This is a genomic window from Streptomyces sp. NPDC051738 (assembly GCF_044453205.1).
Lineage (GTDB): Bacteria > Actinomycetota > Actinomycetes > Streptomycetales > Streptomycetaceae > Streptomyces.
This window is the reverse complement of record NZ_JBITCM010000037.1, coordinates 18,704-43,889: the sequence shown is the minus strand read 5'-3', so window position 1 is coordinate 43,889 and position 25,186 is coordinate 18,704. Positions and strand designations below refer to the sequence as shown.

Sequence of the window (25,186 nt, the reverse complement as noted above, 5' to 3'; positions counted from 1 at the left end):
AAGCTCGAACCTCACCCAGGCGCACGGGAGTTCGGCTGGCTGGGCAGGCTCCCGGAGCTGATGCAGGCAGGCGGCATCGGCGTGGTCCTCGCCACCCCACCTCAATCGCCCCGCCCTGGATGGGCCGGCTGCACGTGTTCGGAGAGCCGGATGCCGAGAGGGGCGTCGTCACGCATCACACCCTGGTCCGGCCGGGCGGCGATCAGCCCCGCTGATTGAGCAATCACTCACAGAACAGAGGAAACTGCATGAGAAAGTCTTGGATTCTACCCCTGATCACGCTTGTCGCCACCGCGTTCGGGGGGACAGCGGCAGGTGTGGCCCCTGCCTCCGCCGCCTCCGACACGCCTTTGCGGGTCATGCCGCTGGGCGACTCGATAACCTGGGGCGTAGGAAGCAGTACGGGCAACGGCTACCGGGGGCCGTTGTGGAACCGGCTGGCGGCGGACGGCCATCCGCTGGACTTCGTGGGCACGGTGCGGAACGGTTCGATGTCCGATCCGGACAACGAAGGCCACTCCGGGTACCGCATAGACCAGATCGCCGCGCTCGCCGACGCCTCACTGACCCGCTACCGGCCCAACGTGGTGACGCTGCACATCGGCACCAACGACCTCCAAGGAGCCTCCGAGGTCGACAGCGCCATCGCCCGGCTGAGGTCGCTGGTCAACCAGATCACCGCCGACGTCCCCGACGCCACCGTCCTCGTCGCCTCCCTGGTCGTGTCCACCAGCAGCTCGGAGGAGCGGTTCCGGGGCACGTACAACCAGGCCACCCGGCAAATCGTCAGCGACGCGCAGGCCGCGGGCAAACGCGTCGCGTTCGTCGATATGAGCAGTCTGACCACGGCCGACCTGGCCGACCCCCTGCATCCCAACGACTCGGGCTACCAGAAGATGGCCGACGCCTTCCACCGTGGTGTCCAGTCCGCGGACAGCGCCGGGTGGCTGAAGAACCCCGCCCCCGCGCCCGCCCGCGTGCAGTCCGGCATCGCCGGCAAGTGCATGGACGTCAACGGTGCCGGCACCGCCGACGGCACCGCCGTCCAGACGTGGAGCTGCGGCGACGGTGCCAACCAGTACTGGTCCGCATACACCGGCGGCACCCTGCGCTCCCTGGGCAAGTGCCTCGACGCCGCCGGCGGGGCCACCGCCAACGGCACCAAGGTGCAGCTCTGGGCCTGCCACGGCGGCGCCAACCAGGTCTGGCAGCCCTACAACGGCGGCTACCGCAACCCCGCCTCCGGCCGCTGCCTCGATGTTCCGGGCTCCTCCACGGCCGACGGCACGCAGCTCGTGCTGTGGGACTGCAACGGCGGCTCCAACCAGAAGTGGACCACTCTGACCGCCGGATGAACCCCGAGCCGGGATCTGAGCCCTCTCCGGGCCCAGATCCCGGGAGGACACCGGTGCCGGGTCGCGGTGGGGACGGCACCGGCTGCGGTCGGTGTTGAGCGGAACAACAACCTGGTCGAACTCTGCCTGGTCGGCGTCCACCAACTCGCCATGAATCGACTGGCGTTCGTCCCGGGTCGCCGCGTCCGTCGCGAACGACGGCGTTTCGAGGAGTCTGACCCGGGGGCGGAGGGCGCGCACCACAACGGGCCATGAGACCGCTGCTTGCGGCCTGTGGGTGTCGGAGTGCTGAGGGATGCCTGCTCGTAGGACCGGCGCCGAAAGGGCACCCTCTCGCAGAGGAAGACCAGTGCGCCGGGCTCCTCCTCGGCGGACCAGGCTCATATCGGCACTGGCCGTCACGGTCGTGGGAGCAGGCGCCGCCTCGGGAAGGTGGGGTCGAGCACCTGTGGGAAGCGCCGGTCGGCAGGGGGTCGGCCGCATGGTGCGGCGTCGGCGAGGGGGTGGAGGCGCTATTGGGAGAACGAGAAGTGCAGGGTTCGGGCGTAGTCGCCCGTCGCCGTGGTGGGGGCGCCGCTGGGGCCGAGGGCGGCCGGCGGGTCGAACTTGGTGCCGATGGCCGGGATGGCGTCGAGGAAGGAGAGGTCGCCCTTCGGGAAGGGCGGCGCGGTGTGGCGGGGGTCGGGGCCGAACCGGGGGGTGGAGAGGCGAAGGTAGAGGTTCTCGTCCTCGGAGACCATGGTGATGCGTCCGGCGGTGGTGTGCAGGGACGCCCAGCGGACGGCCGCGTGGTAGCCCTTGAACTCCGGGTACACCCAGCCGTCGGCACCGGTCGCGGTGTCGTTGTACTGCTTCGTCCAGACGTCCGTCGCGACGCCGCGCAGCCGGTTCTTCCACACCCTGTGGGGTCCGTGGCCGAGCCATGTCACGCCGGTCACCTGCGATTCGGGATGGTCGAAGCCGATGCCGAAGAGGTCGTGCTCGCCGGTGAGGTGGTAGCGGTAGTCCAACTGCAGCCAGCCGCTGGGGTGCAGATGCCACCGGACGTGGCGCAGGACGCCGGAGTACTCGGCCTGCACCGTGTAGCCGTTGCCGTCGGGCCCGTGCGTCAGGCGGGTGAGGTCGGCCGTTCCGGTGGTGGGCAGCGGGCCGCGGGACAGCGCGAAGTCCGTCCCTCGGTGGGTGACGCCGGCCAGCATGCCCGTCGTGGCGTCGAGCGTGACCGTGGTGTGGCGGGATGCGAGGGTGAGCCTGTCGTCCGCGAGCCGGCCGCGTACGGCTGGTCCCGGGCCCGTCCGTACCAGCCGTCGGGCCTGTTCGGCGGCGGATGTGATGGTCCATGTCCAGCGGCGGATCTCGCGGCCGTCGGCATCGGTGACGGTGAGCGCGATGGCGTCGGAGCGTCGCCAGCCGGACGGCAGGGGCAGGCGCAGCACTCCTTGCGCGCCGGGTTCGATGTCCGGAGCGGAGGCGGTGCCTTGGGCGCGCAGCGTGTGGCCGTCCCGCCGCTGCGAGGGGGTGCGGAAGTTCAGGAGCCGCCAGGTGAAGTGGCAGGTGCGGGTGTTGGTGAAGGCGTAGTGGTTGGTGAGGTGGATCCGTCCGTCGAAGTCGTCCGGCAGGCCGGAGGTGAACCGCTCCGGCTCGGCGAGTTGTACGGGAGACCAGATGTCCTTGATCGTGTAGTAGCTGGCCTCCTTCTCGCGGAAGGGGCCGAGGATGCCGTCGGGTGCGGCGTTGCCCGCCACGTCGATGGCGCCGCCGAGGTCGTCCCGCACGATGCCCTCGTCGATCAGTGACCACAGGAAGCCTCCGGCGCAGAGCCGTTCACGGCCCATCAGCTTCCAGTAGTCGTCGAGCCCCGCGCCGGCGCCGCCGTCGTAGAGGCCGTGGAGGAACTCGGTGGGCATGAAGACGTCGCCCTGTTCCTGGAGGATGCGGCGTGTGCTGTCGTACGTCTCGTAGTGGTCGGTGTTGATGCCGCCGAAGTTCGCCCAGGGGTGCAGAACGGTGCGCTGCTGGGGGTCGTGGCGGGCGTAGTCGTCGTCGAGGGCGGTGTTCCAGCCGCCTTCGTTGCCGTTGCACCAGAACAGGATCGACGGGTGGTTGACATCGCGGGTGACCATCGAGGCGACGAGGGGCCTGCCCGCCTCCTCGGTGTAGGACTTCTGCCAGCCGGCCAGTTCGTCGAGCACGTACAGCCCGAGTTCGTCGGCGAGGTCGAGGAAGTGCGGGTCCGGCGGGTAGTGGGACATCCGGACCGCGTTCATGTTCATCTCCCGCATCAGGAGGATGTCCTTGCGGCTGATGCGGGCGCTGGTCGCCCGGCCGGACGTGGGCCAGATGGTGTGCCGGTTGGCTCCTTTGAGGAGGATCTTGACGCCGTTGACGTACACGCCGTCGCCGGGGCGCACCTCGACGGTGCGGAAGCCGAATCTCTCCTCGACGCGGTGGACGGTGCGGCGGTCGCCGGCGCGGAGCGCGACCTCGACGCGGTAGAGGTGCGGGGTCTCCGCCGTCCACTGGCGGGGGGAGTCGACAGCGGTCCTGAGGGTCACCGCCGTGTCGCCGGGAGCGACGGCCGCGGTGAACGGGGCGCCGACCGGGTGCCCGGAGGGGTCGGTGACCCGGGCGACGAGACGGTCGGCGGAACCGGTACCCGACAGATGGGCGTCGATCCGCAGCGTGCCGTCGGCGCGGGCGTCGACGGCGATGCGCTCGATGTGCTGGAGCGGGAACGCCTCCAGGTGGACGGGGCGGTAGATGCCGCCGAAGTTCCAGTAGTCGCCGAGGCGTTCGGCCCGGTTGACGGAGTCGTCGGTGGACTCCTTGCTGACCGTCACCTCCAGGAGGTTGTCCTGGCCCGGACGCAGCTTTCCGGTCACCTCGTGCCGGAACCGGTAGAAGCCACCGCGGTGGACGGGCCCGGCCGGCTCGCCGTTGATCCACGCCTCGGTCTCGGTCATCGACCCCTCGAAGACGAGGAAGACGCGTCTGTCACTCCAGTGGGCGGGCGGCGTGAAGGTGTGCCGGTAGCGGCCCTTCTCCTCCGGGCGCAGATTCCACCCGTAGTTGTACGTGCCGTATCCGTGGAACTCCCAGTTGGACGGAACCGGGATGCTGCCCCAACTGCCGCTGCGCCGCCCGCTGGTGCACAGGAAGTCCCAGTCGACCGGGTGGTCGGCGTCCTCGCCGGACAGATACAGGCGCTCGGTGCGCGAGGAAGCGTCCGTTCCGTCGGCCGTCCCGGCCTCGGCCGCCCGGGCCGAGCCCGCGGGAAGGCCTCCGGCAAGGGCCGCGCCGGCTGCGCCCAGGATCAGAACACCACGGCGTGACAACTGCATGACATCTCCAGCCTTCAGAAACCATCGGGAGGGAACGGCGGGGACGTGCGCGTAGTCGACGGGCCCGGTCGGCATACGGCCGGGGAAGCGCTTGCGTCGGCAACCCCGCAGATCAGGGCACATCCGCAGGAGCGATGACGACATTAGGAGTCGAATGAATCGAACACAAGGTGGCCCATGGATCAGGGCCGCTCCCTGTCTACTGGCTGATCCTGAGCGAGCCGAGCGCGACGTGGTCCGAGAGGCCGACGACGGCCATACCATCACTGCGGAAGCCCTCGGAGGCCCTCGCTCATGAGGCCACCCGTGCCTCTCGGCATCCTTCGACGTGTACTCGGCGTCACACCCAGTTCTGCCCCGAAGCTTCTCGGCGTCGGAGGCGGGAGCCTTGTCGCAATCGACCCCGCTGTGCCGACGTGACCGGCGGACACACACCGATACGTTCGAGAAGTCCTCTCAGCCCTGGGCGGTGGTGTCAGCCGAGGTCCCACTGCTGGTTGCTGCCCCCGTTGCAGTCCCACAGTTGGACCAGTGAGCCGCTGGCGGTGGAGGCACCGGTCACATCCAGGCACAGGCCCGATTGGACGCCGGTGATGGTGCCGTTGGAGTTGATGTTCCACTGCTGGTTGGTGCCGCCGTTACAGTCCCATATCGCGACTTTGGCGCCGGCCGCGGTGCTGGTCGCGTCGAGGCACTTCGCACCGCCGTAGACGGTGAGCTGTTTGGTCGACGTGCGGGTCCAGGTCTGGTTGGTGCCGCCGTTGCAGTCCCAGATCTGCGTCTGGGTGCCGTTGGTCTGCGAAAAGCCGGGCACGTCCAGGCACTTGTCCGAACCGGTGGCGCGGACCGGACCTGTGGTGGTCCCGCCGGATCCGTCGAGTCCGAAGAAGGTGATGGCCCGGGCCGCCATGCCGCTTTCGGGCAGGGAGTGCCCGACACCCTGGAAGCTGTTCGCCTCGACCGGTGCCTGCGCGCCGGTGGAGCCGTAGCGGGTGCGGGTCCAGTTGGACTGCGGGGAGTCGGTGAAGACCGGAGTCCGGCTCACCCCGAGCACATTGGTCCACTGCTTGATCTCTTCACCGAAGTTCGCGTAGTACAGCGCTTCGTCCTCGGTACCGTGCCACAGCTGCATCCGCGGCCGGGCGCCGGTATACCCCGGGTAGGCGCCCCGGACGAGGTCGCCCCACTCCTGCGGGGTCTTGGTGATCTTGCCGGTGGCGCAGTCGCTGTTCCAGCCGGAGCCGTTGGTGGTGGCGAAGCAGCCGAACGGCACACCCATGAACGCCGCGCCGGCCTTGAACAGGTCGGGGTAGTCGCCGAGCAGGACATTGGTCGTCATCGCGCCGGACGAGGCGCCGGTGACGTAGACCCGGCCGGGGTCGGCGTTCATGTTCTGCAGGGTGTACCGGACCATCTGGGCGATGCTCGTGGGGTCACTGCCCCCGTCATGCTTGAGCGCCTGGGGCGAGGAGACGTCGAAGCAATGCCCGCTGACGTTCGCGTCCGGGTAGACGACGATGAACCCGTGCTGGTCGGCCAGGCGGGCGAACTCCGTGTTGGCGTAGAACGTGGGCCCCGTGCCGGTGCAGTAATGCACTGCCACCACCACCGCCGGACGTGCCGGAGCGCTGTCGGGCCTGTAGACGTACATCCGCAGGTTTCCGGGGTTGCTGCCGAAGTTGGTCACCTCGGTCAGTGACGCGGCCGACGCGGTGGTGGCCGAGGCGCCGGTCAGTACGAGCGCCGCGATCAGCGGCGAGACCGCCATCAGCAGGGCTACCAGTACATCTGTGACGCTTCTCTTCCTGGACTTCCGGGACATGACGCTGCCCTTTCTGGAATCCGGCGCGGCCGGGGGGTGACCGAGCGGTGAAGCGCTTCGACGCTGCCACTGTCCTGGGAGTGGTGTCAATGCCTGGCAGGAAGCAAGGCCGCGTCGCCTCCATTTCTCTGTTTCAGCAGGGAATTCTCATTAACTCGAGTTACGAAGTGAAGCGCTTCGACACTCGCTGAGGGCTACCGGCCGACCTTGATCGCTTTTTCAGGTGTGGACCACGACCGTGTTCGGGAACGCTGCGGTGAGCCGATCCGGCCGTTGTCGACGATCCAGAACACGCGCTTGGCGCTTGGGTCGAGGCCCCGTCCCGGGGCCTCGGCCTGAGCAGCGCCTCACGCCGAGCATGCGCTTTTCATGCGGCGCGAGGCCCGGAGCTTCAACTTGCGTCGGTGTCGCTGGCTCTGACGGTGATCCGCGCGTAGTCGTGCTCAGCACGTCCGTGCTCAGCAGCCCGTGAGCGGGGCGTCATCCGGTGCTGAGGCGAAGGCGTGATCATGGGCGCCGACGGTAGCAACCTCCCAACTGCTGCCCCCGCAGCCCGGTCACGAGTACGACGTCTCCTTCCTGAAGCACGAGTTCTTCTTCGAGAAGGTGGAGGACGGCCTTCGCCTTTGACGCAGGTCAAACGCTTCGACAGTACTCCCTGCGTTTATCTGTCTCACCCTCGTCGGGAGTTGTACGGCGCTGCTCACCGCGGCGACCGCCCTGCTGGTGGCGCTTCTGACCGGGTTGGGCTCCGCGGGTACGGCGCAGGCGGCCACCGTGGCTACGAACGCGTCGTAGGTGCTGGTCAACCGGGGCAGCGGCAGGGCGCTCGACGTGTCCGGCGCGAGCACCGTCGACGGGGCGGCCGTCCATCAGTGGGCCTGCCACGACGGGGCCAACCACCAGCACCTTCGGAGGCTTCGTCGCCGCGCCCGGTAGTGCCGTACTGAGCAAACCGGCCGCCCGCAGCCGTCAGATCGAGTTCATCGGCGACTCCCTCACGGTGGGCTACGGCAACCTGCGGTTTGTGTACTCCCAGGCCTCGACGCCTCCATGCCCGCAGGATCGCCCAGGCCGGCGCGGTTCTCGTCGCTCAGGGACGGGTTCCTGGCCTGGAGGCCGTGAGCCATGGCGGGGCCGCAGGCGGTTGTGCCTGCGGCCCCGCTGGGGTGTGTGGGTCAGGACGGGTCGCCGTATTGGAGGCCGCGTCCGTTGGTGCCGATGTAGACGCGGCCGTAGGTGTCGGGGTCGCCGGTGATGACGCCGCTGCCGCCGATGTTGCCCCACTGGTGGGCCTTGTCGTTGACGCGGAGCCAGGTGGTGCCCTTGTCGGTGGAGCGGAAGACGCCGGTGACGTTGTCGACGGTGCCGATCAGGTACAGGGCCTGGTAGCTGGTGCCTGGCTTGGCCTTGCCAAAGCCGAGGGCGGATGCGGACTTCACCGAGTTGAGGGTGGTGAAGGTGCGGCCGCCGTCGGTGGAGTGCAGCAGCCCCTTGTCACCGCCGGCGATCCACAGGTCCCCGGCGATGCCGGGGACGGCCGTGAGCCGGCCGTCGGGCAGGTTGGTGGCGCGGGCGGTGAAGGTCGCGCCGCCGTCGGTGCTGGCGTAGAGCGTGCCGCCGGACAGGGAGTAGAAGGTCCTGGCCGAGGAGCGGTCGGCGACGACTGCGGCGTCGTTGCCCAGACCGCCGACCCTCGACCAGCTGGCCCCGTTGTTGGTCGAGCGGTACGGGGCCTGGCCGGCCTCGGTCCAGACGATGGTGGAGCCGTCCGCCGCGAGCGCGATACGGCCGTCCTGGGCGCTGGCCACCGGCTCTGCCTTGAAGCCGGTCCAGTTGCTGCCGCCGTCGGTGGAGTAGGCGCCGTCCTGCGCGCCGCCACGGCCGACGCGGACCATCATCGAGGGCTTGGACTGGGCGAAGTCGATGTCGGTGCTGTTGGCCATCATCGGGTTGCCCAGCCGCCCGGAGGGCACCTTGGTCAGGGAGTCGTGCCGGAAGCCGCCCTGGTCGCCCATCGAGGTGATGACGGTGGCGCCGCCGGGAGGGGCGATCGCGTCCAGCAGCGCGGTCTCCTCCAGCCCTCGGGCACCCATGCTCCAGTGGCTGGTGCCGCCGCTGTCGGAGGCGCCTGCGTCGGTGCTGCGCAGGATGCCGTTGCCGGTGCCGTAGAGCACGTGCCCGGAGTTGAAGGGGTCGATGGCCAGGGCGGTCATCCAGTGCCCGGTGTGGGTGCCGACGTAAGGAGCGGCGGCGGCGTTGCGCTTCGACTTGTCGGCCAGTGCCTTCCAGGTCGTGCCGCCGTCGGTGGTGCGGTAGATCTCGTCCTCGGGCCACCAGCGGCCCAGGGTGGTGACCATCACCGTGGACGGCTTGCGCGGGTCGACGGCCAGACCGGAGAAGCCGTAACTGCCCTGGGAGGGGGAGATGTTCTTCCACGCCCCGCTGCCCGGCGTGTACTTCCACACCGAGCCCCCCGTCACGCCGTTGGGCCCGAGGTTGTCGGTGTACGTCAGGTACAGCGAGCCGTCACCGGAGAGCACGCCGTGCTGCGGCAGCTGGCCGGTGGGCTGCCCGGAGACGGCCCGCCAGCTGCTGCCGCCGTCGGTGGAGCGGTACAGGGAGGTGGACCTGTCGCCGACACCGACGTAGATCGTCTTGCTGCCGGCCGGGCCGTACGCCACGAAGGAGATGCCGCCGCCGCTGCTCGCCCCGTTCTTGACGGGGAACGAGGAGACCTGGCTCCATGTGACGCCGTGGTCGGTGCTGCGCCACAGGCCGTTCTTGCGGGTGCCCAGCAGCAGGTTGGCGTTGTTCGCGGGGTCGACCACCAGCCGCTCGCCCGCGCCGCGGCCGTCCTCGTTGGCGCCCAGCTTGAAGGGCAGGTTGGTGCGCTGGAAGGTGCGGCCCTTGTCGGTGGAGCGCAGGATCGCGCCGTTGCCCGCCCACTCGTTGGTGTAGGTGCCCGCTCCGAGGTAGAGCCGGTTGGGGTCGACGGGGTCGGTCGCCAGCGAGTCGATGCCCAGCAGGTTCCAGTCCTTCTCACTGACCCAGTCGGTCAGCGGGATCCACTGCTCGGCCGCGGTGTCCCAGCGGTAGGCGCCGCCCATGTCGGTGCGGGCGTACAGCAGGCCCTTCTCGCGCGGGTTGAACACCAGACCGGTGACGTAACCGCCGCCCACCACTTGGGCGTTCTTCCACCTGTACGGTCCGGCCGCGGCCGTGGTCTGCGCGCCGCCAGTGCCGGCCGCCGGGGTCTGGGCCGTCTTCACCAGCTTCCACTGCTGGTTGGTGCTGCCCCGGCTCGGATACTGGATGACTGCCGCGCCCTGGGCCGTGGAGCTTCCGGAGACGTCCAGGACCTGGCCGCTCTTTCGGGAGGTGAAGGTGACGGCGTCGGAACCGCTCACCTCGCTGATCCGCCACTCCTGGGAGGCGGCGGAACTGTCGGTCTGCTGCTCGGCGGCGGCGCGCTGGGCGGTGGAATTGCCTGCTATGCCCAGTACTTTGCCGCTGTTGCGGTTCACCAGCTCGTAGTAGCCGTCCCCGGTGGGTCTCAGCTTCCACTGCTGGTTGGCGGTGTTCTGGTCGGTGTATTGCTGGATGCGGGTGCCGTCGGCGGTGGAGAAGCTGCTGACGTCCAGCACCTTGCCGCTGCGCACGGAAACCAGCCGGTAGTAGGCATCGCCGTCGACCGTCGCGGCCTGCGAGTCCTCCTGCGCGAACAGGAGGTACGGCACGACCGCGGCGGGCACGCCGAGCAGCACAGCGGTGGTGGTCCAGCGACGGCGGTGCCGGCCGCGGCGCCCGCCGTTCGTGGGGTTGTTCATGGGGAGGCGTTCTCCTTGCATACTGTTCAACAACGGAAAGCAGGATCCCGGCCCCGGAACTGGCCGGATCCGCTTCCTTGTCGTCACAGGCTGCGCAAAGGGTTGCCGCGAGCCGGGAACTCTTTCAGATCACCGTCGTTGTAGCAGAGCTTGGCCGCCGGATCGGCCGTCCTTGCCGTGCGGAACGCCTGCTCGATGAAGCCGTTGCCCAGCACGTCCCGGAAGACCGAGCTGCGGAGCTGGCCGCTGGGCCCGTCGGCGAAGGCCTCGTTGACCACGTCCCAGGAGTGGATCCGGCCCTTGTAGCGGTTCATCACGGTGGTGATGCGGTTGTTCATCACGCCGCGCAGTGTGTTCGCGTCCCTGATCGAGCTGGCCCAGCCCCGGCGGCCAGGCCGGTGGCGACCGTCAGGGCGCGGCGACGGTACAACGCTTGATGAGGGCATGACAGATCCATGATGGCGTTCTCTCTGTGTTGCTCGGCCGCTGCGTGGTGGCGCTACCTGGAAGTGCCTTGTTTCGCCCGCGTGGAGCGACTGCATCCTGATTCGATATTTCGAACGCAGATCGATATTCCGGGCATCCAGGATGATAGGGAGCCCGTGAGTGCCGTCAATGCCTCTCGCATTATTCGGCTGAAGCATCGAAACATTCGGCCCGGCAGGGTGGGTCGCTGCAGGTCAATGGCCCATACGAGATGGATGCGCGTGATGTTGACATGTTCTGAAGCCTCTCTGTCATCCGCGGCACTGGGAGTTTCCGAATGGCATGCGAAATTTCGACTCGATTTCTCTCCCGTGCGATGTCACGGGAGCACGGTGAACCGGTGTGTGAACAACCGCAGCTTCAGAAGGGAAGTTGCACGATGACGAGGACAAGCCTGAGCATGGGCGGCACGGCACTGGGCCGCGGCCAGGCCGAGCACACTACGCTCACGGCCTCCGGCACGGCTGCCGCACCCGTCGGCACTGCTGCCGCGACCTCCGGATGCGGCAAAGCCCCACCCTGACGAGCGGTACTCACACGATCCAGAGCGGCGGCAAGAACCGGAGCTTCATCCTGCGAATCCCGGACGGCTACGACCGGAACCGCGCCTACCGGCTGCTCTTCGGGTTCCACTGGCCGGGCGGCAGCGCCACCGACGTCGCCACGGGCCGCACCGTGGAAACGGGCACCTGGGCCTACTGCGGGCTGCAGTGACTGGCCGGCAACAGCGCCGTCTTCGTCGCGCCCCAAGGCCTCAACAACGGCTGAGCCAATGCTGGCGGGGAGGATGTCACCTTCGTCGACGACATGATCAGGCGGATCGAGGCGGACCTGTGCGTCGACACGACACAGCGCTTCGCCACGGGCTTCAGCTACGGCGGCGCCATGTCGTACGCGCTCGCGTGCTCCCGGGCGACGGTCTTCCGCGCGGTCGCGGTCCTGGGCGGCGGACAGCTCAGCGGATGCGGCGGCGGCACCCAGCCGATCGCCTACCTCGGCGTGCACGGCCTCAGGGACAGCGTCCTCGGTATCTCCGGCGGACGGGCGATGCGAGACAGGTTCGTCAGGAACAACGGCTGCACCCCCTCAGAAACCTGCCGGAGCCGGCGCAGGGCAGCCTGACGTACCGGGTCACCACCTACTCGGGGTGCTCGGCCGGATATCCGGTCGCCTGGGCCGCGTTCGACGAAGGACACATCGCAGCTTCGCGGGACGGGGCCCCGGTGACAGCGGTTCCCGGACCTGGGTGCCGCAAGAGGTCTGGAAGTTCGTCACGCAGTTCCAGACCTCCAACCCACCGCCCAAGACGGCGACCTGTCGGGTCACCAGCACCGTCAGGGCCTGGAACACGGGCCTGACGTCGAACATCACCATCGCCAACACCGGCACGACCGCGATCGACGGCTGGTCCCTTGTCTTCACCCTGCCCGACGGTCAGACCGTCACCTCCGGCTGGAACGCGGACTATTCTCCCGCCTCCGGCCGGGTGACGGCCAGGAACGCTTCCCACAACGCCACCATCGCTCCCGGCGCTTCGGTCGACATCGGATTCCAGGCAGCCCACAACGGCAATTCCGCGCCCCTGAGCTTCTACACCCTCAACGGCACTGCCCTGCACCGCCACGGGAAGCGCACGCAAGTGACCAGGTGGTTCGGCCGGAGACAGCGGATCCGGGAGAGCCGCCGGCTGTTCGGCCAGCCCGGCAACCAGGGTGAGGGCGGGGCGGTCGGTCAGGAGGCGGGTGTGACGCGAGTGCCGGTGACCGAGTCTCCGGACTTCTTGACGTGATACATGAGCTTTTCGCCGCTGTAGAAGTGGAAGGTCAGTGTCACCAGTTCGCCGTCGCGCAGCGCGTCCAGGAATTCGGGGGTCAGGATGATCGTGTCGTTCGGGTAGTCCGGCTTGAAGGACTTGTTGAACTCCTGGTACGGAGTCCAGTCGGTCTGGCCGGCGTTGCTGCCGTCGCCGTACCTGGCCTCCATGGTTGCCAGCACGTCACCCTTGTACCGGGTGGGGATGGTGAACGCGTCGGTCTTGCCCGTGGCGTCGGACAGCACCGGTTCGTCGGAGGTGACCACCTCGATCTGCCAGGGCAGTCCGCGGGAGAACCGGGCCTGGAGCGTGGCGTTCACTCCGTACTCGCGGTCGCCCGTCAGCCGGGTCAGCGCGCCGGCCGTGAGGACGAGCCGCGTCTTGTCCCACAGGGTGTAATCGCGTCCCTCGACGAGCTCCGTCCTGCCGTGCCACAGCCCCCGGAACTTGGTCCCGTTCAGATTCAGGGTGACCCCCTTGGCCGTGATCGGTTCCGACTTCGGCACGAAGACCTTGTCGAAGGAGGCCGTTCCCGAACGGGTGGTCCAGCCGGCCTTGATCCAGGCGATCAGGGCCGGGTCCGTCCACTTCAGGGTCTCCCGGTTCAGGTAGGCCCAAGTTCCGGGGTCCCACAGCGCGGTGGTGACTCCAGCGAGGCGTGCCGAGTGTCCGAAGTGCTCGTAGTACTTCAGCGCCTCGCCCCGCTCGACACGGGAAGGATGGTTGTGGTCGGGGTAGCCGAGCAGGCCGTACTCACCGAGGTAGACGGGGATGTCCCTGGCGACGAAGGTATCGCGCATGCGGGCGAAGGCGTCGTTGAGGTCGTTGCGGGCGACCTCGTCGTAGTGGGTGCCGCCTGCGATGTTGATGCTGAACGGATACCAGCTGTAGTAGTGCACGGTGGCGATCAGATGGCGGTCGTTCAGCGACTTGATCGTGGTGTACAGGTCGTCCATGAAGTTCTGGGAGGGCGTGCACCCGTCCGTGGGCAGCACGAGCAGGCGGTCGGTGTTCCTGCCGCCCGACGAGCGGACGATCTTGTGGAAGGAGGTGTTCAGCTCGTGCAGGAGCTTGGCCTTCTGCTCGGCCGTGGCGTTCTCGAACTGCGGCTCGTTGACGCTCTCGAAGAGCAGGGTGCGCGGCTCGTCGCGGAACGTCCTGGAGATCTGGGCCCACGTGGAGTCGAAGCGCGCCAGCACTCCGTCGTGGTCGGCAGGCATCTTCTTGATCCACTGCCACGAGTCGTGGTGGACGTTGAGCACGACGTACAGGCCCTCGTCGAGCGCCCAGTCGACGACTTCCTTGACACGGCTCATGTATGTGGCGTCGACGGTGTAGGGGGCGGTGGGGGACTGGTGGTCGGACCAGGTCACCGGGATCCGGACGCTGCGGAAACCCTCCCCGCGGATGGTGGTGAACAGGTCCCGGGCGACCTTCGGGTTGCCCCAATTCTCCTCGTGGGGAATGGCGTCCAGGGTGTTGCCCAGGTTCCAGCTGGGCTGCATCGCGGCGACGGCGTCCACGGCACGGGCCGGAACTCTGATGGCGGACCGTGTCGGCTCTGCCGTGTGGTCGGTCGCGGCGGTCGAGGTGCCGCCGGCCAGACCCAGCATGACGGCGAGGACCAGGAACAGGGGGGCCAGGCGGCTGGTGCCGCGGCTGCGGTGGTGCGCGGGTTGCCGTAGGTCCTGCATGTGTGGGCCCTTTCGGTTGGGTCGTGCCTTTCGGTCGGCTCAGCCTTCGAGGGACTCGTAGTCGAACCAGTCGAAGTGGACGGTGCCTGCAGCCGCGTACATGCCGATGACGCGGCCGGTGAAGCCGCCGGCGACCTCGGTCGACAGGTAGCGGCCGTCGAGGGTCGCGAGCTCGGTGAACGTGCCGTCGGGTTGCTCGATGCCGAGGGAGACGATGTCGGGCCCGGTGCACGGCCCGTGCGGAGGCGGTGGGTCCGAGATGGTGACGGCGAGGACCAGTGGCCCGGCGGGTACGGCTTGTTCGGCCACGACCGTGCGCAGGGAGCCGACGCGCGCGATCACCCGTACCTCCGTCCCGGACGCCTCGATCGCGTAGTGATGCCGCTCGTCGAGGCGGACAGCGAGGCCGCCGCGCCCCTGCCCCGGGTCGACCAGGGTGCGTGCCCGGCAGGTGAGGTGCTGCTGGCGGCGGCCGGTGAACACCACGTCGGGCTCGTCCAGGGAGCCGCCCCGCGCGTGGAGCGTCAGCCATCCGGGGCGCTCCTTGGTGGTGCAGAGCTCGGTGGGGCGGTCCCGCACGGAGAGCCAGGTCGGCCCGAGTTCGCTGAGCTCGAAGTCGTCGCGCCGTTCCTCCGCGGGAGCGGGGGAGAGCGGCCAAGGGAGCGCGGAGAGGTCCGTGGCGACCTCGCCGACGACGGGCCAGCCGTCCGCCCAGGTCACGGGTGCCAGGAAGGTCTCCCGGCCGAGCACATGCCAGCCGGGGGTGCCGCCGCGCGGCCGTACGCCGAGGAAGACCATCCACCACGAGCCGTCGGGGCCCTGGACCAGGTCGGCGTGGCCGGTGTTCTGGACGGGGTGGTCGGTGCCGCGGTGGGTGAGGATCGGGTTGGCGGGGCACGCCTCGAACGGGCCCTGGGGGGTGCGGCCGCGGGCGATCGACACGCCGTGGCCGCGCTCGGTGCCGCCCTCGGCGATGAGCAGGTACCAGTAGTCGCCGATCCGGTACAGGTGCGGCGCCTCCGGGGCCTTGGCGCCGGGCCCGCCCGACCAGAGTTCGTGCGGTGTCCCGTACGTCTCGCCGGTGGACGGGTCGAGGCGGACCTGCGACACCCCCGCGACCGTGCACCAGCAGGTGCCGTCCTCGTCCCAGGCCAGGTCGGGATCGATGCCGGGCACGCCCGGGGCCCAGATGGGATCCGACCACGGTCCGGCGGGGTCGGTGGCGGTGACGATCAGGTTGCCGCCGCCCTCGCTGCAGTTGGTGACGATCAGCCAGAATCGGCCGTCGTGGTGGCGCAGGGTGGGGGCGTAGATGCCGCCCGAGGACGGCATGGAGGCCGGCAGGCGCAACTGCTCCGGCCGGTCCAGGGCGTTGCCGATCTGCCGCCAGTGCACGAGGTCGCGGCTGTGGAAGAGGGGTACGCCGGGGAAGTACTCGAAGCTCGAGCAGGCGAGGTAGTAGTCGTCGCCGACCCGGCAGATGCTCGGGTCGGGGTGGAACCCGGGGAGCACGGGGTTGGTGGCGCAGGAGGGCTGGTTCTGGGCGGGCACCCTGGTCGTCCTTTCGTCGGGTGGGCAGCAGGGACGGCGCTCAGGGAGCGTCCGGCTCCGTGCGGGTGATGCGCAGCAGCGCCGCGGAGGGCGCGGTGGGCAGGGTCACGGTGAGGTCGGCGGTGTCCCGGTTCCAGACGGCAACGGCCTGACGTGCGGCGGGGTACAGCACCTCGGCACGGGCCGCGCCGCCCGCCTGTTCGGGCAGCCGGAGGGTGGTGGTGGCCGGACCGCCCGGTCGGCGCCAGACAGTGAGGTAAGTGGTGGCGGGGGTGTGCAGGGCCAGGGCGATCCAGGGGTCGTCCCAGCCGGGAAGGCCGAGCGGCCAGGACGGCACGGCCCCCGGCAGGTCGGCGCGGACGGCTTTGTACACGGCGACCGCCTCGTGGACCAGGGCGCGGGCCTCGGGCCCCAGTTCCGGCAGATGGCCGGAGAGGTGGATGCGGCCGAGGAGGGCGCCGGCCATGGTGAAGGCGACCTCGTCGAGGGAGTCCTCCGGCTGCGGATAGGCCCACACGGCGCCTTGCTCGGGGGTGACGGCGGTGGGTGCGGAGGCCGCGATGGGCGCGTAGAGCTGCAGGTTCTGCTGGTCGCTGGTGGACTGCAATTGCAGCCGCGACAGCAGGGCGTGGTCCCATCGCATGCCGCCCGAGGCGCAGTTCTCCACCACCAGGTGCGGATGGCGGTCCAGGATGCCGTCGATCCAGTCGAGGTGCGCCCGGTTGTGGCCGAGCAGGCCGGCGCCCGGGGTCTCGCCGGGGTGGGCGCTGGTGCCGGAGCCGGGGTCGATGTTGTGGTCGAGCTTGAGATAGCCGACGCCCCATTCGCCGACCAGGCGGTCCACGACCTGGTCCAGGTGGGCACGGGCGGCCGGGTGGCGCAGGTCCAGGTGGTGCCGGCCGGTCTCCGTGAGGCGGACGCCGTCGCGGCGGAAGAACGCCTCGTCGGGCAGGGACTTGGCCATGGGGCTGTCGACGCCGATGACTTCCGGCTCCAGCCACAGGCCGGGGACCATGCCGTGCTCCCGGATGCGGTCCAGCACCTCGTGGATCCCCTTCTCTCCGGGGAAGCGGGAGGCGGCCGGTTCCCAGGCGCCGACGGTGGTCCACCAGCCGCCGTTGTCGCCGTCGTACCAGCCCGCGTCGATGACGAAGTACTCGGCGCCGGCCTCGGCCGCCGCGTCGATCAGCGGCAGCAGTTTGTCGGTGGTGGGGTCGCCCATCAGGCAGTTCATGTAGTCGTTGAAGATGACGGGCAGACGCCGGTGGTCGGCGTGCGGGCGGCGGTGGGCGCGGCGGTAGCGGGTCAGCGCGGCGAACGCGGCGTCGGGGCCGCCGCCGGCGCTGAAGGACAGGGCGGCGGGTACGGTGCGGAAGGCGGCGCCGGGTTCCAGGGGATGACGCCAGCCGTGGTGGGCGTCGGTGGGCCCGAACAGTGCCACGTAGGCGGCCCGGTCGTGTTCTTGGCACTCCCAGCGCCAGCCCCCTCCGTTGTGCTCGATCTGCCACACCCAGGTGCGGCCGGTACGCCGGTCCGTCAGTCCGCCCATGGGCAGGTGTCCGCAACTGGACCAGGTGCCCTGGCCGTTCAGGGCGAAGCCGGCCTTGCCGTGCCCGTACTTCACGCGTCCGCTGACGCCGGGTGTGGTCCGGCGCATCGGCTGCCGCTGCCAGCGGCACTCGGCGAGCCAGTCGTTGTCCGCCCACAGCAGGTCGGCGGCGTCGACGGCCGCCGGGTCCTGCGGCGTGAGGCAGCCCACCGCGAGCGAGCTGACCGACTCCAGGTGCAGTGTGGTCCGCCCTTCGTTGCGCAGGATCACTTCGCTGCGGAGCACGGGGATGCCGTCCGGCGATCGGTAGGTCACCTCCGCGGCCAACCCGGTTTCCGGGTCGTGGAGATGCACGGTCAGCGTGTGCCAGTCGCCGTCGCGACCCGCGCGGTGGGCCCGGTGGCGCAGCCGCCCGCCGAGAGCGGTCCCGATCAGACGGCTGGCCGACCAGTCACGGCCGTGACCCGCGGCCGTCACCTCAACCAGTGGCAGGGACGCACCGGGGTCGCTGCCCGCTTCGCCGGGCAGTCCGAGATGCGTCAGGCGGGCGCTGCCGTCGTCGCCGAGGACGAACTCGAGATGCAGGGCGTCGTGACCCCAGCGGAAGCTCCGCTGTTCGTTCTCCATGGTGTCCTTTCCAGGTCAGTGGCCGCGCAGGACCCGCGCAGCCGCCGGGCGGCAGTTCGTGGGCTGTGGGGCCGGTGTCTCGGTACAGGCCGTGCTCGCCGTCGAACTCGACGGCGAGCACGGTGGTGTGCGGCGCGGTGGCGCATTTGGGCAGCGCGGCGTCAGAAGCCCACGGCACCCCAGGAGTGAGCCGTGTAGTCGCCCGGCCCGAATTCCCAGCCGGCCATGACGCTGTTGAGGTAGTGGTCGTTGGTGTAGAGGCCCTTGTTCAGGCCGTAGTTGAAGAACGGGGTGAGGCTGCCGGACCACCAGCCGGACCTGCTCCTGTCCAGGAAGCTGAGGGTGTGGTCGCCGTTCGGCCAGTGGTAGTCGTAGATGTCCCAGCTGCGGCCGGCCAGGCTGACGTTGGTCGCGGTCGGGATCGCGTTGCCGTTCCCGTCGTAGCGGTCTGCCAGCGGCTGGGTGTTGGACCAGTTGAGCCAGATCATCAACTCGGTCTTGGAGTTGCGGTTGTTCGGCTCGGGGTAGGGGTCGATGAAGATGTCGTACGTGGCGTTGTAGCGCGAGCCGGACTTCGGCCACGCCGACTGGCTGAACCACGAGTTGTTGTTGGGGCTCACGGCGCCGATCTTCTTGGGGAGCGTGGTCACCGGGGACGACCAGCCCCAGTCCTTGCCGTTGACCATGGCGACGAAGCCGGTGCCGGTCGGGGAGTTCACGCCCCAGGAGTTGTCGTTGGCGTACCACGTCGAGGCGCTGCCGCCGGTCGAGTAGTGCTTGAACCAGTACGTCTGTGACGCTGCCACTGCCGAGTTCGGCAGGGTGAAGACGAGAGCCAGAGCCGCGAGAAGCGCGGCCCAGCCGATACGGAATTTCATCAGCCCTCCGGAATGTGTGCTGAGTGGGGGGATCACACAGGAGAGGAGAAGTCGGTCGTCCTGCCCCGGCGGCAGGGCCACGTCGTTCTCCCCTTCGGGACGGCGGGTGCGGAGCGCGGTGACCGGAAGTCAGACCTCACTTCGGGTCGCCGTAGATGACTCCGCGTCCGTTGGTCCCGAAGTAGACGCGACCGTGGACCCGGGGGTCTCCGGTCATGGTGTTGCCGGTCCAGGCGTACTGGTGCCGGTCGTCGTTGATGCGGATCCAGGTCCGGCCCGCGTCGTCGGACCGGAAGATGCCGCGCACGCCGTGGATCTTGGAGCTGGTGTAGACGGCGGGGTACGGGGCGCCGGGTGCGGCCTTGCCGAATCCGACGACGTCGCCCTGGTCCACCACGTCGAACCTGGTGAAGGACGATCCGGAGTCGGTCGACCGCCACAGCCCGTAGGGCGTGGGGGTGGTGGGCTTGGTGGTGCCGCCGGCCAGCCAGATGTCGCCTTCATGGCCCGGTACCGGCTTGAACCGGACGTTCCCCGCGGTGGGCAGACCGGTCGCCGCCGTGGCCGTGAAGCTCTTGCCGCCGTCCGTGCTGAGGTAGAAGGCGCCGGAGTCGTAGGCGTAGAACTTCGCCGGGTTCACCCGGTCCGAGCGCACCGAAACCCCGGTCGGCAGCCCCTCCGAAGCCGTCCAGGTCGCTCCGTGGTCGCCGGACCAGCTGACCGGCGCACCGGCCGGTGACCAGACGATCCGTCTGCCGTCGGCGCTGATGGCGACGGCCTGGTCCTCGACTCCGGGCCCGGTGACGCCGGCCGGCTCACTGCGCGACGGCGTCCAGGTGTCGCCGCTGTCGGTGGAGATCGCGAAGTGCTGGGTCCAGCCGCTGGTGGGGTGGCCGACCCGCACGATCGTGTGGGGCGCCAGCTCCGCGTAGTCCAGAGCCGGGGTGCCGCCGAACGTCGGGCTGTCGTACATCTTCGGCGCCTTGCGGAAGTCCGTGTGTCGGAAGCCGCCGACGTCGCCGACGCCGGAGAAGAGGTGCGCCGCGCCGACGGGCGGGCTGATCACACACATGACGGCGGTTTCCTCCATGCCCTGGGCCCGCACGGACAGGTGCACCGTGCCGCCGCCGTCCCAGTCGATCAGGTTGTCCGCGCCGTAGATCGTCGCGCCAGTGCCGTACATGAAGTGGTCGGAGTCGAAGGGGTCGATCTGAACGGACTCCATCATCCAGCCCAGCTTGGGGGCCATCTCGGGCAGCGACGGCGAGGCGTTCCAGGTCAGCCAGGGGGCGGCGGAGATGTCGATGTCGTAGCGCAGGGTGCGCTCGGCATTCGGGCCCAGGTCCCACACGCGGGTCCAGCTCGCGCCGCCGTCGGTGGAGCGGAAGAGAATGCAGTCGGGGGACCAGTTGACCTGGGTGGACACCATCAGGGTGTCCGGGTTCTGCCGGTCGATGGTCAGGCCGCTGTAACCCCATTTGTTGTCGTCGCTGGTCGACGGGACCGGGCTGATGCGGGTCCAGGTGTCGGTGGCGGTGTCCAGCTTCCACACGTCGCCCTTGGAGCCGTCGTAGGGGCCGGCGGTGTCGCTGGTCGCCAGGTACAGGTAGCCGCCGACGTGGTCGAAGACCGCGTGGTGCGGGATGAATCCGGTGGGCTGCCCGGGTACTCGTTCCCAGGTCGCTCCCGCGTCGGTGGACCGGTACAGGATGTTGTCCTTGTCGGCGACGGTGACGTAGAGGGTCCGGGTGGCCCTGCCCGCTCTGCCGGTGCGCTTGTCGAAGACGACCTGCAGCACGCCCAGGTTGTCGCCGTTGTAGCCGTGGGGGTCGGTGAGGTCGGGCACGAGGTTGCCGACGTTGGGGAAGTTGGTCACCTTCGCGAAGGTCTTGCCGTGGTCGGTGCTGCGCCACAGCCCGTGGCCCCCGCGCACTCCCAGGTAGAGGATCCTGTTGCGGTTGGGGTCGATCACCAGCCGCTCGCCGATGCCCCGGCCGGGCATGTTGCCGCCCAGCCGGAACGGCAGAGGGGTGGTCTTCCAGGTGCGGCCGCGGTCGGTCGAGCGCAGGATCGCCGCCATGCTCGGGTCCCAGTCGGGGAGGGTGTAGGTGCCCGCCGCCAGGTAGACGCGGTCAGGGTCGACCTCGTCGGTGGCGATGCTGATGATGCCGGTGTGTCCGTACTCGTCCCAGCCGATCCAGTCGGTGAGGGGGATCCACCGCCGGGACGCCGTGTCGAGGCGGTAGGCGCCGCCGATGTCGGTGCGCGCGTACACCAGTCCGGGCTCGCTCTGGTTGAAGACGATGCCGGTGACGAAGCCGCCGCCGACTATCTCGGCGTTGCGGAAGGTGTAGGGCGTGTGCCGGACCTTCTCGGCCACGCGGGCGGATGTGGCGGATGTGACCGGTGCGGCGGAGGCACCGGAGGGGGCGAGCAGGGGAAGTGCGGCCGTGGCCGCGCCTGCGGCCAGCAGGCCTCGGCGGGAGAGGTGCGGGGCATGGGTCATGACGGGTCCTTGCCTTTCGGGTGCGGGTCCGTACGGGGCCTGCGCACAAGCCGCGGTCCGGCCGGCCGGCTCCAGAGGGCAATTCCGCAGGCCTCGTCCGGCGCGCCGAGGGTGCCGGACGCGCCGGAGGCGTTCCCGCCGGCGGGCTGCATGTTGATCGTGGTGCCCAGCGCCCGGGACACGGCCTGGTAGTCCTCGTTGCCGGCGGGCGGCAGCGGTGAGAGGGAGGCGGCGCCCGCCACGCCGGCGGCTGTTCGCAGGACGACTCGACGGTTCGTCTCACTGCTCATGTCGTTGCGGCCCTTCGCTTGCGTCGATCCGACCGGCGGGCGGGCAAACGCTGCGTCGTCCGGTGGTCTCATGTCCGGAGGGCGGCAGCCAACCGAGTCGACGCGCTTCGACGTTTCGGTGAGACTAAGGCCGTGTTTCCGGGGCGACAACGGGCCGCTAAGGTCACGTTTCGATAACAGGCACGGTCGGGGGCGAGGGCACGCACCACCCTCCATGCGGCTTTGCCCCAGGTGAGCTGGCCTTCTGAGTGAACTCTCGAAGAGGAACGCCGACGCCGGAAGAATGGCTCGCGACGGCTGGGCGACCTGTGATTGACACACGACTCAGCGTCATGTCAACGTCGAAGCGCTTCGACCCCACGACAGTGCGATCGACAAAAGCCGTACGCCGCCCGGCTCCGCAGTCGCCCACGCTTCCCACGCCTTCTCCGTCGACCTCCTGCAAGGGACTTCTCAGGTGAGTACCGCCGCCACATCCCCCGAGCCGCCCACCACCGACCTGCCGTTCCGTGACCCCGCGCTACCTCTCGCCCGGCGAGTCGACGACCTGATCTCCCGGCTGACGCTCGACGAGCGCATCGAGCTGCTCTGCCAGTACTCACCAGGAGTCCCGCGCCTCGGACTGGCCCCCTTCAAGACCGGTACCGAAGGGCTGCACGGCGTGGCCTGGCTGGGGCCGGCCACCGTGTTCCCGCAGGCGGTAGGCCTGGGAGCCACCTGGCACGAGGAGCTGCTGCACGAGGTCGCCACGGCCGTCGGCACCGAGGCCCGCGCCTTCCACCAGCGCCCCGCCGCCGACGGCCACCGGCACAGCCTCCAGGTCTGGGCCCCCGTGGTGAACCTGCTGCGCGACCCCCGCTGGGGCCGCAACGAGGAGGGGTACGCGGAGGATCCGTTGCTCACCGGCCGGCTCTCCGTCAGCTTCTGCCGCGGGCTGGCCGGGGACCACCCGGTCTATCTGCGCACGGCACCGCTCCTGAAGCACTTCCTCGCCTACAACAACGAGGACGAGCGCGACATCACCTCCTCCGTGGTACCGCCCAGGGTGCTGCACGAATACGACCTCGCCGCCTTCCGCCCGGCGATCGCGTCCGGCGCTGCCACCGGCGTCATGCCGGCCTACAACCTCATCAACGGCCGCCCCTGCCATGTCAGTCCACTGCTCGAGACCGAGGTACGGCGCTGGGCCGAGCCCACCGGCCACGAGCTGTTCGTCTGCAGCGACGCCGGAGCGGTGACCAACCTCGCCGAATCGGAGCACTACTTCGACGACCACCCCACCTCCCACGCGGCGGCGGTACGCGCCGGCGTCGACAGCATCACCGAACTGGACGAGGACGGCAGCATCACCCTCGACCGGCTCCGCGCGGCGGTCGACCGCGGGCTGCTCACCGAGGACGACATCGACCGCGCCGCGCGACGCCACCTGTCGATACGCTTCCGCCTCGGCGAGTTCGATCCGGACCTCGACCCCTACGCCGGCATCCGCGACGTCGTCGTGGACAGCCCCGCCCACCGGGCGCTCGCCTTGCGCGCCGCCACGGAGTCGGTGGTGCTGCTGAAGAACGACGGCGCACTGCCGCTGTCACCGTCCCCCGGCGGGCGCGTCGCGCTCGTCGGTCCGTTGGCGGACACCCTCTTCGAGGACTGGTACAGCGGCACCATGCCGTACCGGATCACCATTGCCACCGGCCTGGAGGCGGCCCTCAAGGAGCGCGGCGTCGAAGCGGTCCGCGCGGAGGGAGTCGACCGGATCACGCTGCGCGCCGCCTCCACCGGAGGCCTCCTGCGCGTGCCTGCGCTCGACCCCGGCGGGCCCATGGTGGCCGGTGCTCACTCGGACGAGCAGGAAGCGGGCGACAGCGCCTGCCACGACCTGTTCGACTGGGGTGAAGGTGTGCTGACCCTCCGCAACGCCTGCACGGAACGCTACGTCACCCTCAAGGACGGCGACCTCGCTCTCGCCGCCGACCAGACGCAGCCGAACGGCTGGTTCGTCCACGAGACCTTCCGGCTGGAACCCCAGCCGGACGGCACGGAAGTGCTGCGCAACATCAGCAACGGCCGCTACGCCGCCGTGGACCCCGCCTCCGGCCGCGTCACCCTCTCTGCCGAAGCCCCCGAGCAGGCGGAACGCTGGACCCGAACGGTCGTCAGGGACGGAATCGCCGAAGCCGTCGCGGCCGCCGCCTCGGCGGACGTCGCCGTGGTCGTCCTCGGAAACGACCCGCACATCAACGGCCGCGAGACCGAGGACCGTGCGGGCATCTCACTGCCGCCCGCGCAGGAGGCCCTGCTGCGCGCCGTCACCACCGAGCGCCCCGAGTCGGTACTGGTCGTGATGAGCAGCTACCCGTACGCCGTCGACTGGGCGGACGAGCACCTGCCCGCCGTGGTGTGGACCTCCCACGGCGGGCAGGGGACGGGCCGGGCACTCGCCGCGATCCTGCTCGGCGAGGCCGAACCCTCCGGACGGCTCCCGCAGACCTGGTACCGCGGCGACGACCCGCTGCCCGGCCGCCTCGACTACGACATCATCAGCGCTGGCTGGACGTACCAGTACCACGACGCCGCACCGCTGTACCCCTTCGGGCACGGCCTGTCCTACACCAGCTTCGCCTACTCCGGCCTGCGGCTGTCCGCCCGGGAAGCGGCGCAGGACGACACCCTGGCCGTGAGCGTCGAGCTCACCAACACCGGGACGCGCACGGGCACCGAGACCGTGCAGCTCTACACCCGCGCGCTCGCCGCCCGCCACCGCGCGCCCAGGCGCAGACTGACGGACTTCCGCAAGGTCTCCCTCGCCCCCGGTGCACGGCGGCGGCTGGAGTTCGACCTGCCCGTCGCGGCCCTGGCCCACTGGTCCGTCTCGGCCGGCGCCCTCGCCGTGGACCCGGGGCCGTACGAGATCCTGATCGGGCACTCGGCCGAAGCCATCGCTCTGACAGCGCCCCTCACCGTGACGGGGCCGGTGCTCCCTGCCCGCACTCTCCTCGGCGGACGACTGGAGGCCGTCGACTTCGACGAGTGCGAGGGCGGCACGCTCGTCGACGCCACCCGGGAGAAGGGGGAGGCGGTCACCCCGGCGACCGGTGACATCCACTGCGCACTGCGCTACGGCTCAGTCGACCTGGGCAGCCCGGCAGACGGGCCGCGGGTCATCACGGCCGAGGTGTCGTGCGCGACGGAGGAGGACGCGACCGTCGAGATCTACGCCGACGGCGCTCCCGGTGCCGGAACCCTGCTCGCCGCCCTCCGTGTCACCACCGGCACCGACGGCCGGTACGACTGGCGCACGGTCAGCGCGCGGATGCCGGAAGAGGTGACCGGGGTGCACGATCTGCATCTCGTTCTGCGGGGCGGTGTCCACCTGGCCGCGATCGCCGGCGGGACGTGGTGAGGAGCGGTGGGACGCGGCAAGAAGACAGTCCGCCGCCGCGTTCC

Annotated in this window: 13 protein-coding genes and 3 pseudogenes; 6 read left to right on the top strand and 10 right to left on the bottom strand. The window is 69.7% G+C overall.

What is annotated here, in order from left to right:
• Positions 1-39 precede the first annotated feature (39 nt).
• Complete coding sequence (locus ACIA8X_RS45315) at positions 40-219, top strand: hypothetical protein (RefSeq protein ID WP_393462257.1); 180 nt, start codon at positions 40-42, stop codon at positions 217-219.
• A 29-nt stretch (positions 220-248) separates the two neighbouring features.
• Complete coding sequence (locus ACIA8X_RS45310; RefSeq protein ID WP_393462219.1) at positions 249-1,355, top strand: ricin-type beta-trefoil lectin domain protein; 1,107 nt, start codon at positions 249-251, stop codon at positions 1,353-1,355.
• Positions 1,356-1,867: 512 nt separating this feature from the next.
• Here the strand turns inward: ACIA8X_RS45310 and ACIA8X_RS45305 are convergent.
• The gene (locus tag ACIA8X_RS45305) at positions 1,868-4,696 is read right to left on the bottom strand and encodes a glycoside hydrolase family 2 TIM barrel-domain containing protein (RefSeq protein WP_393462221.1); all 2,829 of its coding nucleotides are present in this window, start codon (positions 4,694-4,696) and stop codon (positions 1,868-1,870) included.
• A gap of 475 nt (positions 4,697-5,171) precedes the next feature.
• On the bottom strand, positions 5,172-6,518 hold the full coding sequence (locus ACIA8X_RS45300) for a PHB depolymerase family esterase (RefSeq protein ID WP_399460716.1): 1,347 nt from the start codon (positions 6,516-6,518) through the stop codon (positions 5,172-5,174).
• A 798-nt stretch (positions 6,519-7,316) separates the two neighbouring features.
• On the opposite strand from ACIA8X_RS45300, the gene ACIA8X_RS45295 reads away from it, so the two are divergent.
• Both ACIA8X_RS45295 and ACIA8X_RS45290 read left to right on the top strand, forming a co-directional pair.
• On the top strand, positions 7,317-7,457 hold the full coding sequence (locus tag ACIA8X_RS45295) for an RICIN domain-containing protein (RefSeq protein WP_399460715.1): 141 nt from the start codon (positions 7,317-7,319) through the stop codon (positions 7,455-7,457).
• Positions 7,420-7,539, top strand: a pseudogene (locus ACIA8X_RS45290) (acetylxylan esterase); the annotation flags it as partial. The gene ACIA8X_RS45295 and the pseudogene ACIA8X_RS45290, both read left to right, overlap by 38 nt.
• 157 nt (positions 7,540-7,696) lie before the next feature.
• Here ACIA8X_RS45290 and ACIA8X_RS45285 read toward each other — a convergent pair.
• Both ACIA8X_RS45285 and ACIA8X_RS45280 read right to left on the bottom strand, forming a co-directional pair.
• Entirely contained in the window at positions 7,697-10,348 is a 2,652-nt protein-coding gene (locus tag ACIA8X_RS45285; RefSeq protein ID WP_393462225.1) for an RICIN domain-containing protein, read from the bottom strand.
• Positions 10,349-10,464: 116 nt separating this feature from the next.
• A pseudogene (locus ACIA8X_RS45280) lies at positions 10,465-10,731 on the bottom strand (endo-1,4-beta-xylanase); the annotation flags it as partial.
• Between the two features lie 503 nt (positions 10,732-11,234).
• On the opposite strand from ACIA8X_RS45280, the pseudogene ACIA8X_RS45275 reads away from it, so the two are divergent.
• Positions 11,235-12,446 (top strand): annotated as a pseudogene (locus tag ACIA8X_RS45275) (cellulose binding domain-containing protein); the annotation flags it as partial.
• Between the two features lie 119 nt (positions 12,447-12,565).
• Here ACIA8X_RS45275 and ACIA8X_RS45270 read toward each other — a convergent pair.
• The 6 genes from ACIA8X_RS45270 to ACIA8X_RS45245 all read right to left on the bottom strand — a co-directional run bounded on the left by ACIA8X_RS45270 (position 12,566) and on the right by ACIA8X_RS45245 (position 21,742).
• Complete coding sequence (locus ACIA8X_RS45270) at positions 12,566-14,341, bottom strand: cellulase family glycosylhydrolase (protein ID WP_393462227.1); 1,776 nt, start codon at positions 14,339-14,341, stop codon at positions 12,566-12,568.
• A 39-nt stretch (positions 14,342-14,380) separates the two neighbouring features.
• Complete coding sequence (locus tag ACIA8X_RS45265) at positions 14,381-15,892, bottom strand: glycoside hydrolase family 43 protein (RefSeq protein WP_393462229.1); 1,512 nt, start codon at positions 15,890-15,892, stop codon at positions 14,381-14,383.
• A gap of 40 nt (positions 15,893-15,932) precedes the next feature.
• On the bottom strand, positions 15,933-18,068 hold the full coding sequence (locus ACIA8X_RS45260; protein ID WP_393462231.1) for an alpha-galactosidase: 2,136 nt from the start codon (positions 18,066-18,068) through the stop codon (positions 15,933-15,935).
• Positions 18,069-18,229: 161 nt separating this feature from the next.
• Positions 18,230-18,946 (bottom strand): cellulase B precursor, encoded by a 717-nt coding sequence (locus ACIA8X_RS45255; RefSeq protein ID WP_393462233.1) that lies wholly within the window; start codon positions 18,944-18,946, stop codon positions 18,230-18,232.
• Between the two features lie 136 nt (positions 18,947-19,082).
• A complete protein-coding gene (locus tag ACIA8X_RS45250) occupies positions 19,083-21,452 on the bottom strand; it encodes a xyloglucanase (RefSeq protein ID WP_393462235.1) in 2,370 nt (789 codons plus the stop codon).
• Entirely contained in the window at positions 21,449-21,742 is a 294-nt protein-coding gene (locus tag ACIA8X_RS45245) for a hypothetical protein (RefSeq protein ID WP_393462237.1), read from the bottom strand. The genes ACIA8X_RS45250 and ACIA8X_RS45245 overlap by 4 nt, the downstream gene beginning before the upstream one ends.
• A gap of 457 nt (positions 21,743-22,199) precedes the next feature.
• Here ACIA8X_RS45245 and ACIA8X_RS45240 point away from each other — a divergent pair, with 457 nt between their 5' ends.
• The gene (locus ACIA8X_RS45240; protein ID WP_393462239.1) at positions 22,200-25,142 is read left to right on the top strand and encodes a glycoside hydrolase family 3 C-terminal domain-containing protein; all 2,943 of its coding nucleotides are present in this window, start codon (positions 22,200-22,202) and stop codon (positions 25,140-25,142) included.
• The last annotated feature ends 44 nt before the right edge of the window (positions 25,143-25,186 follow it).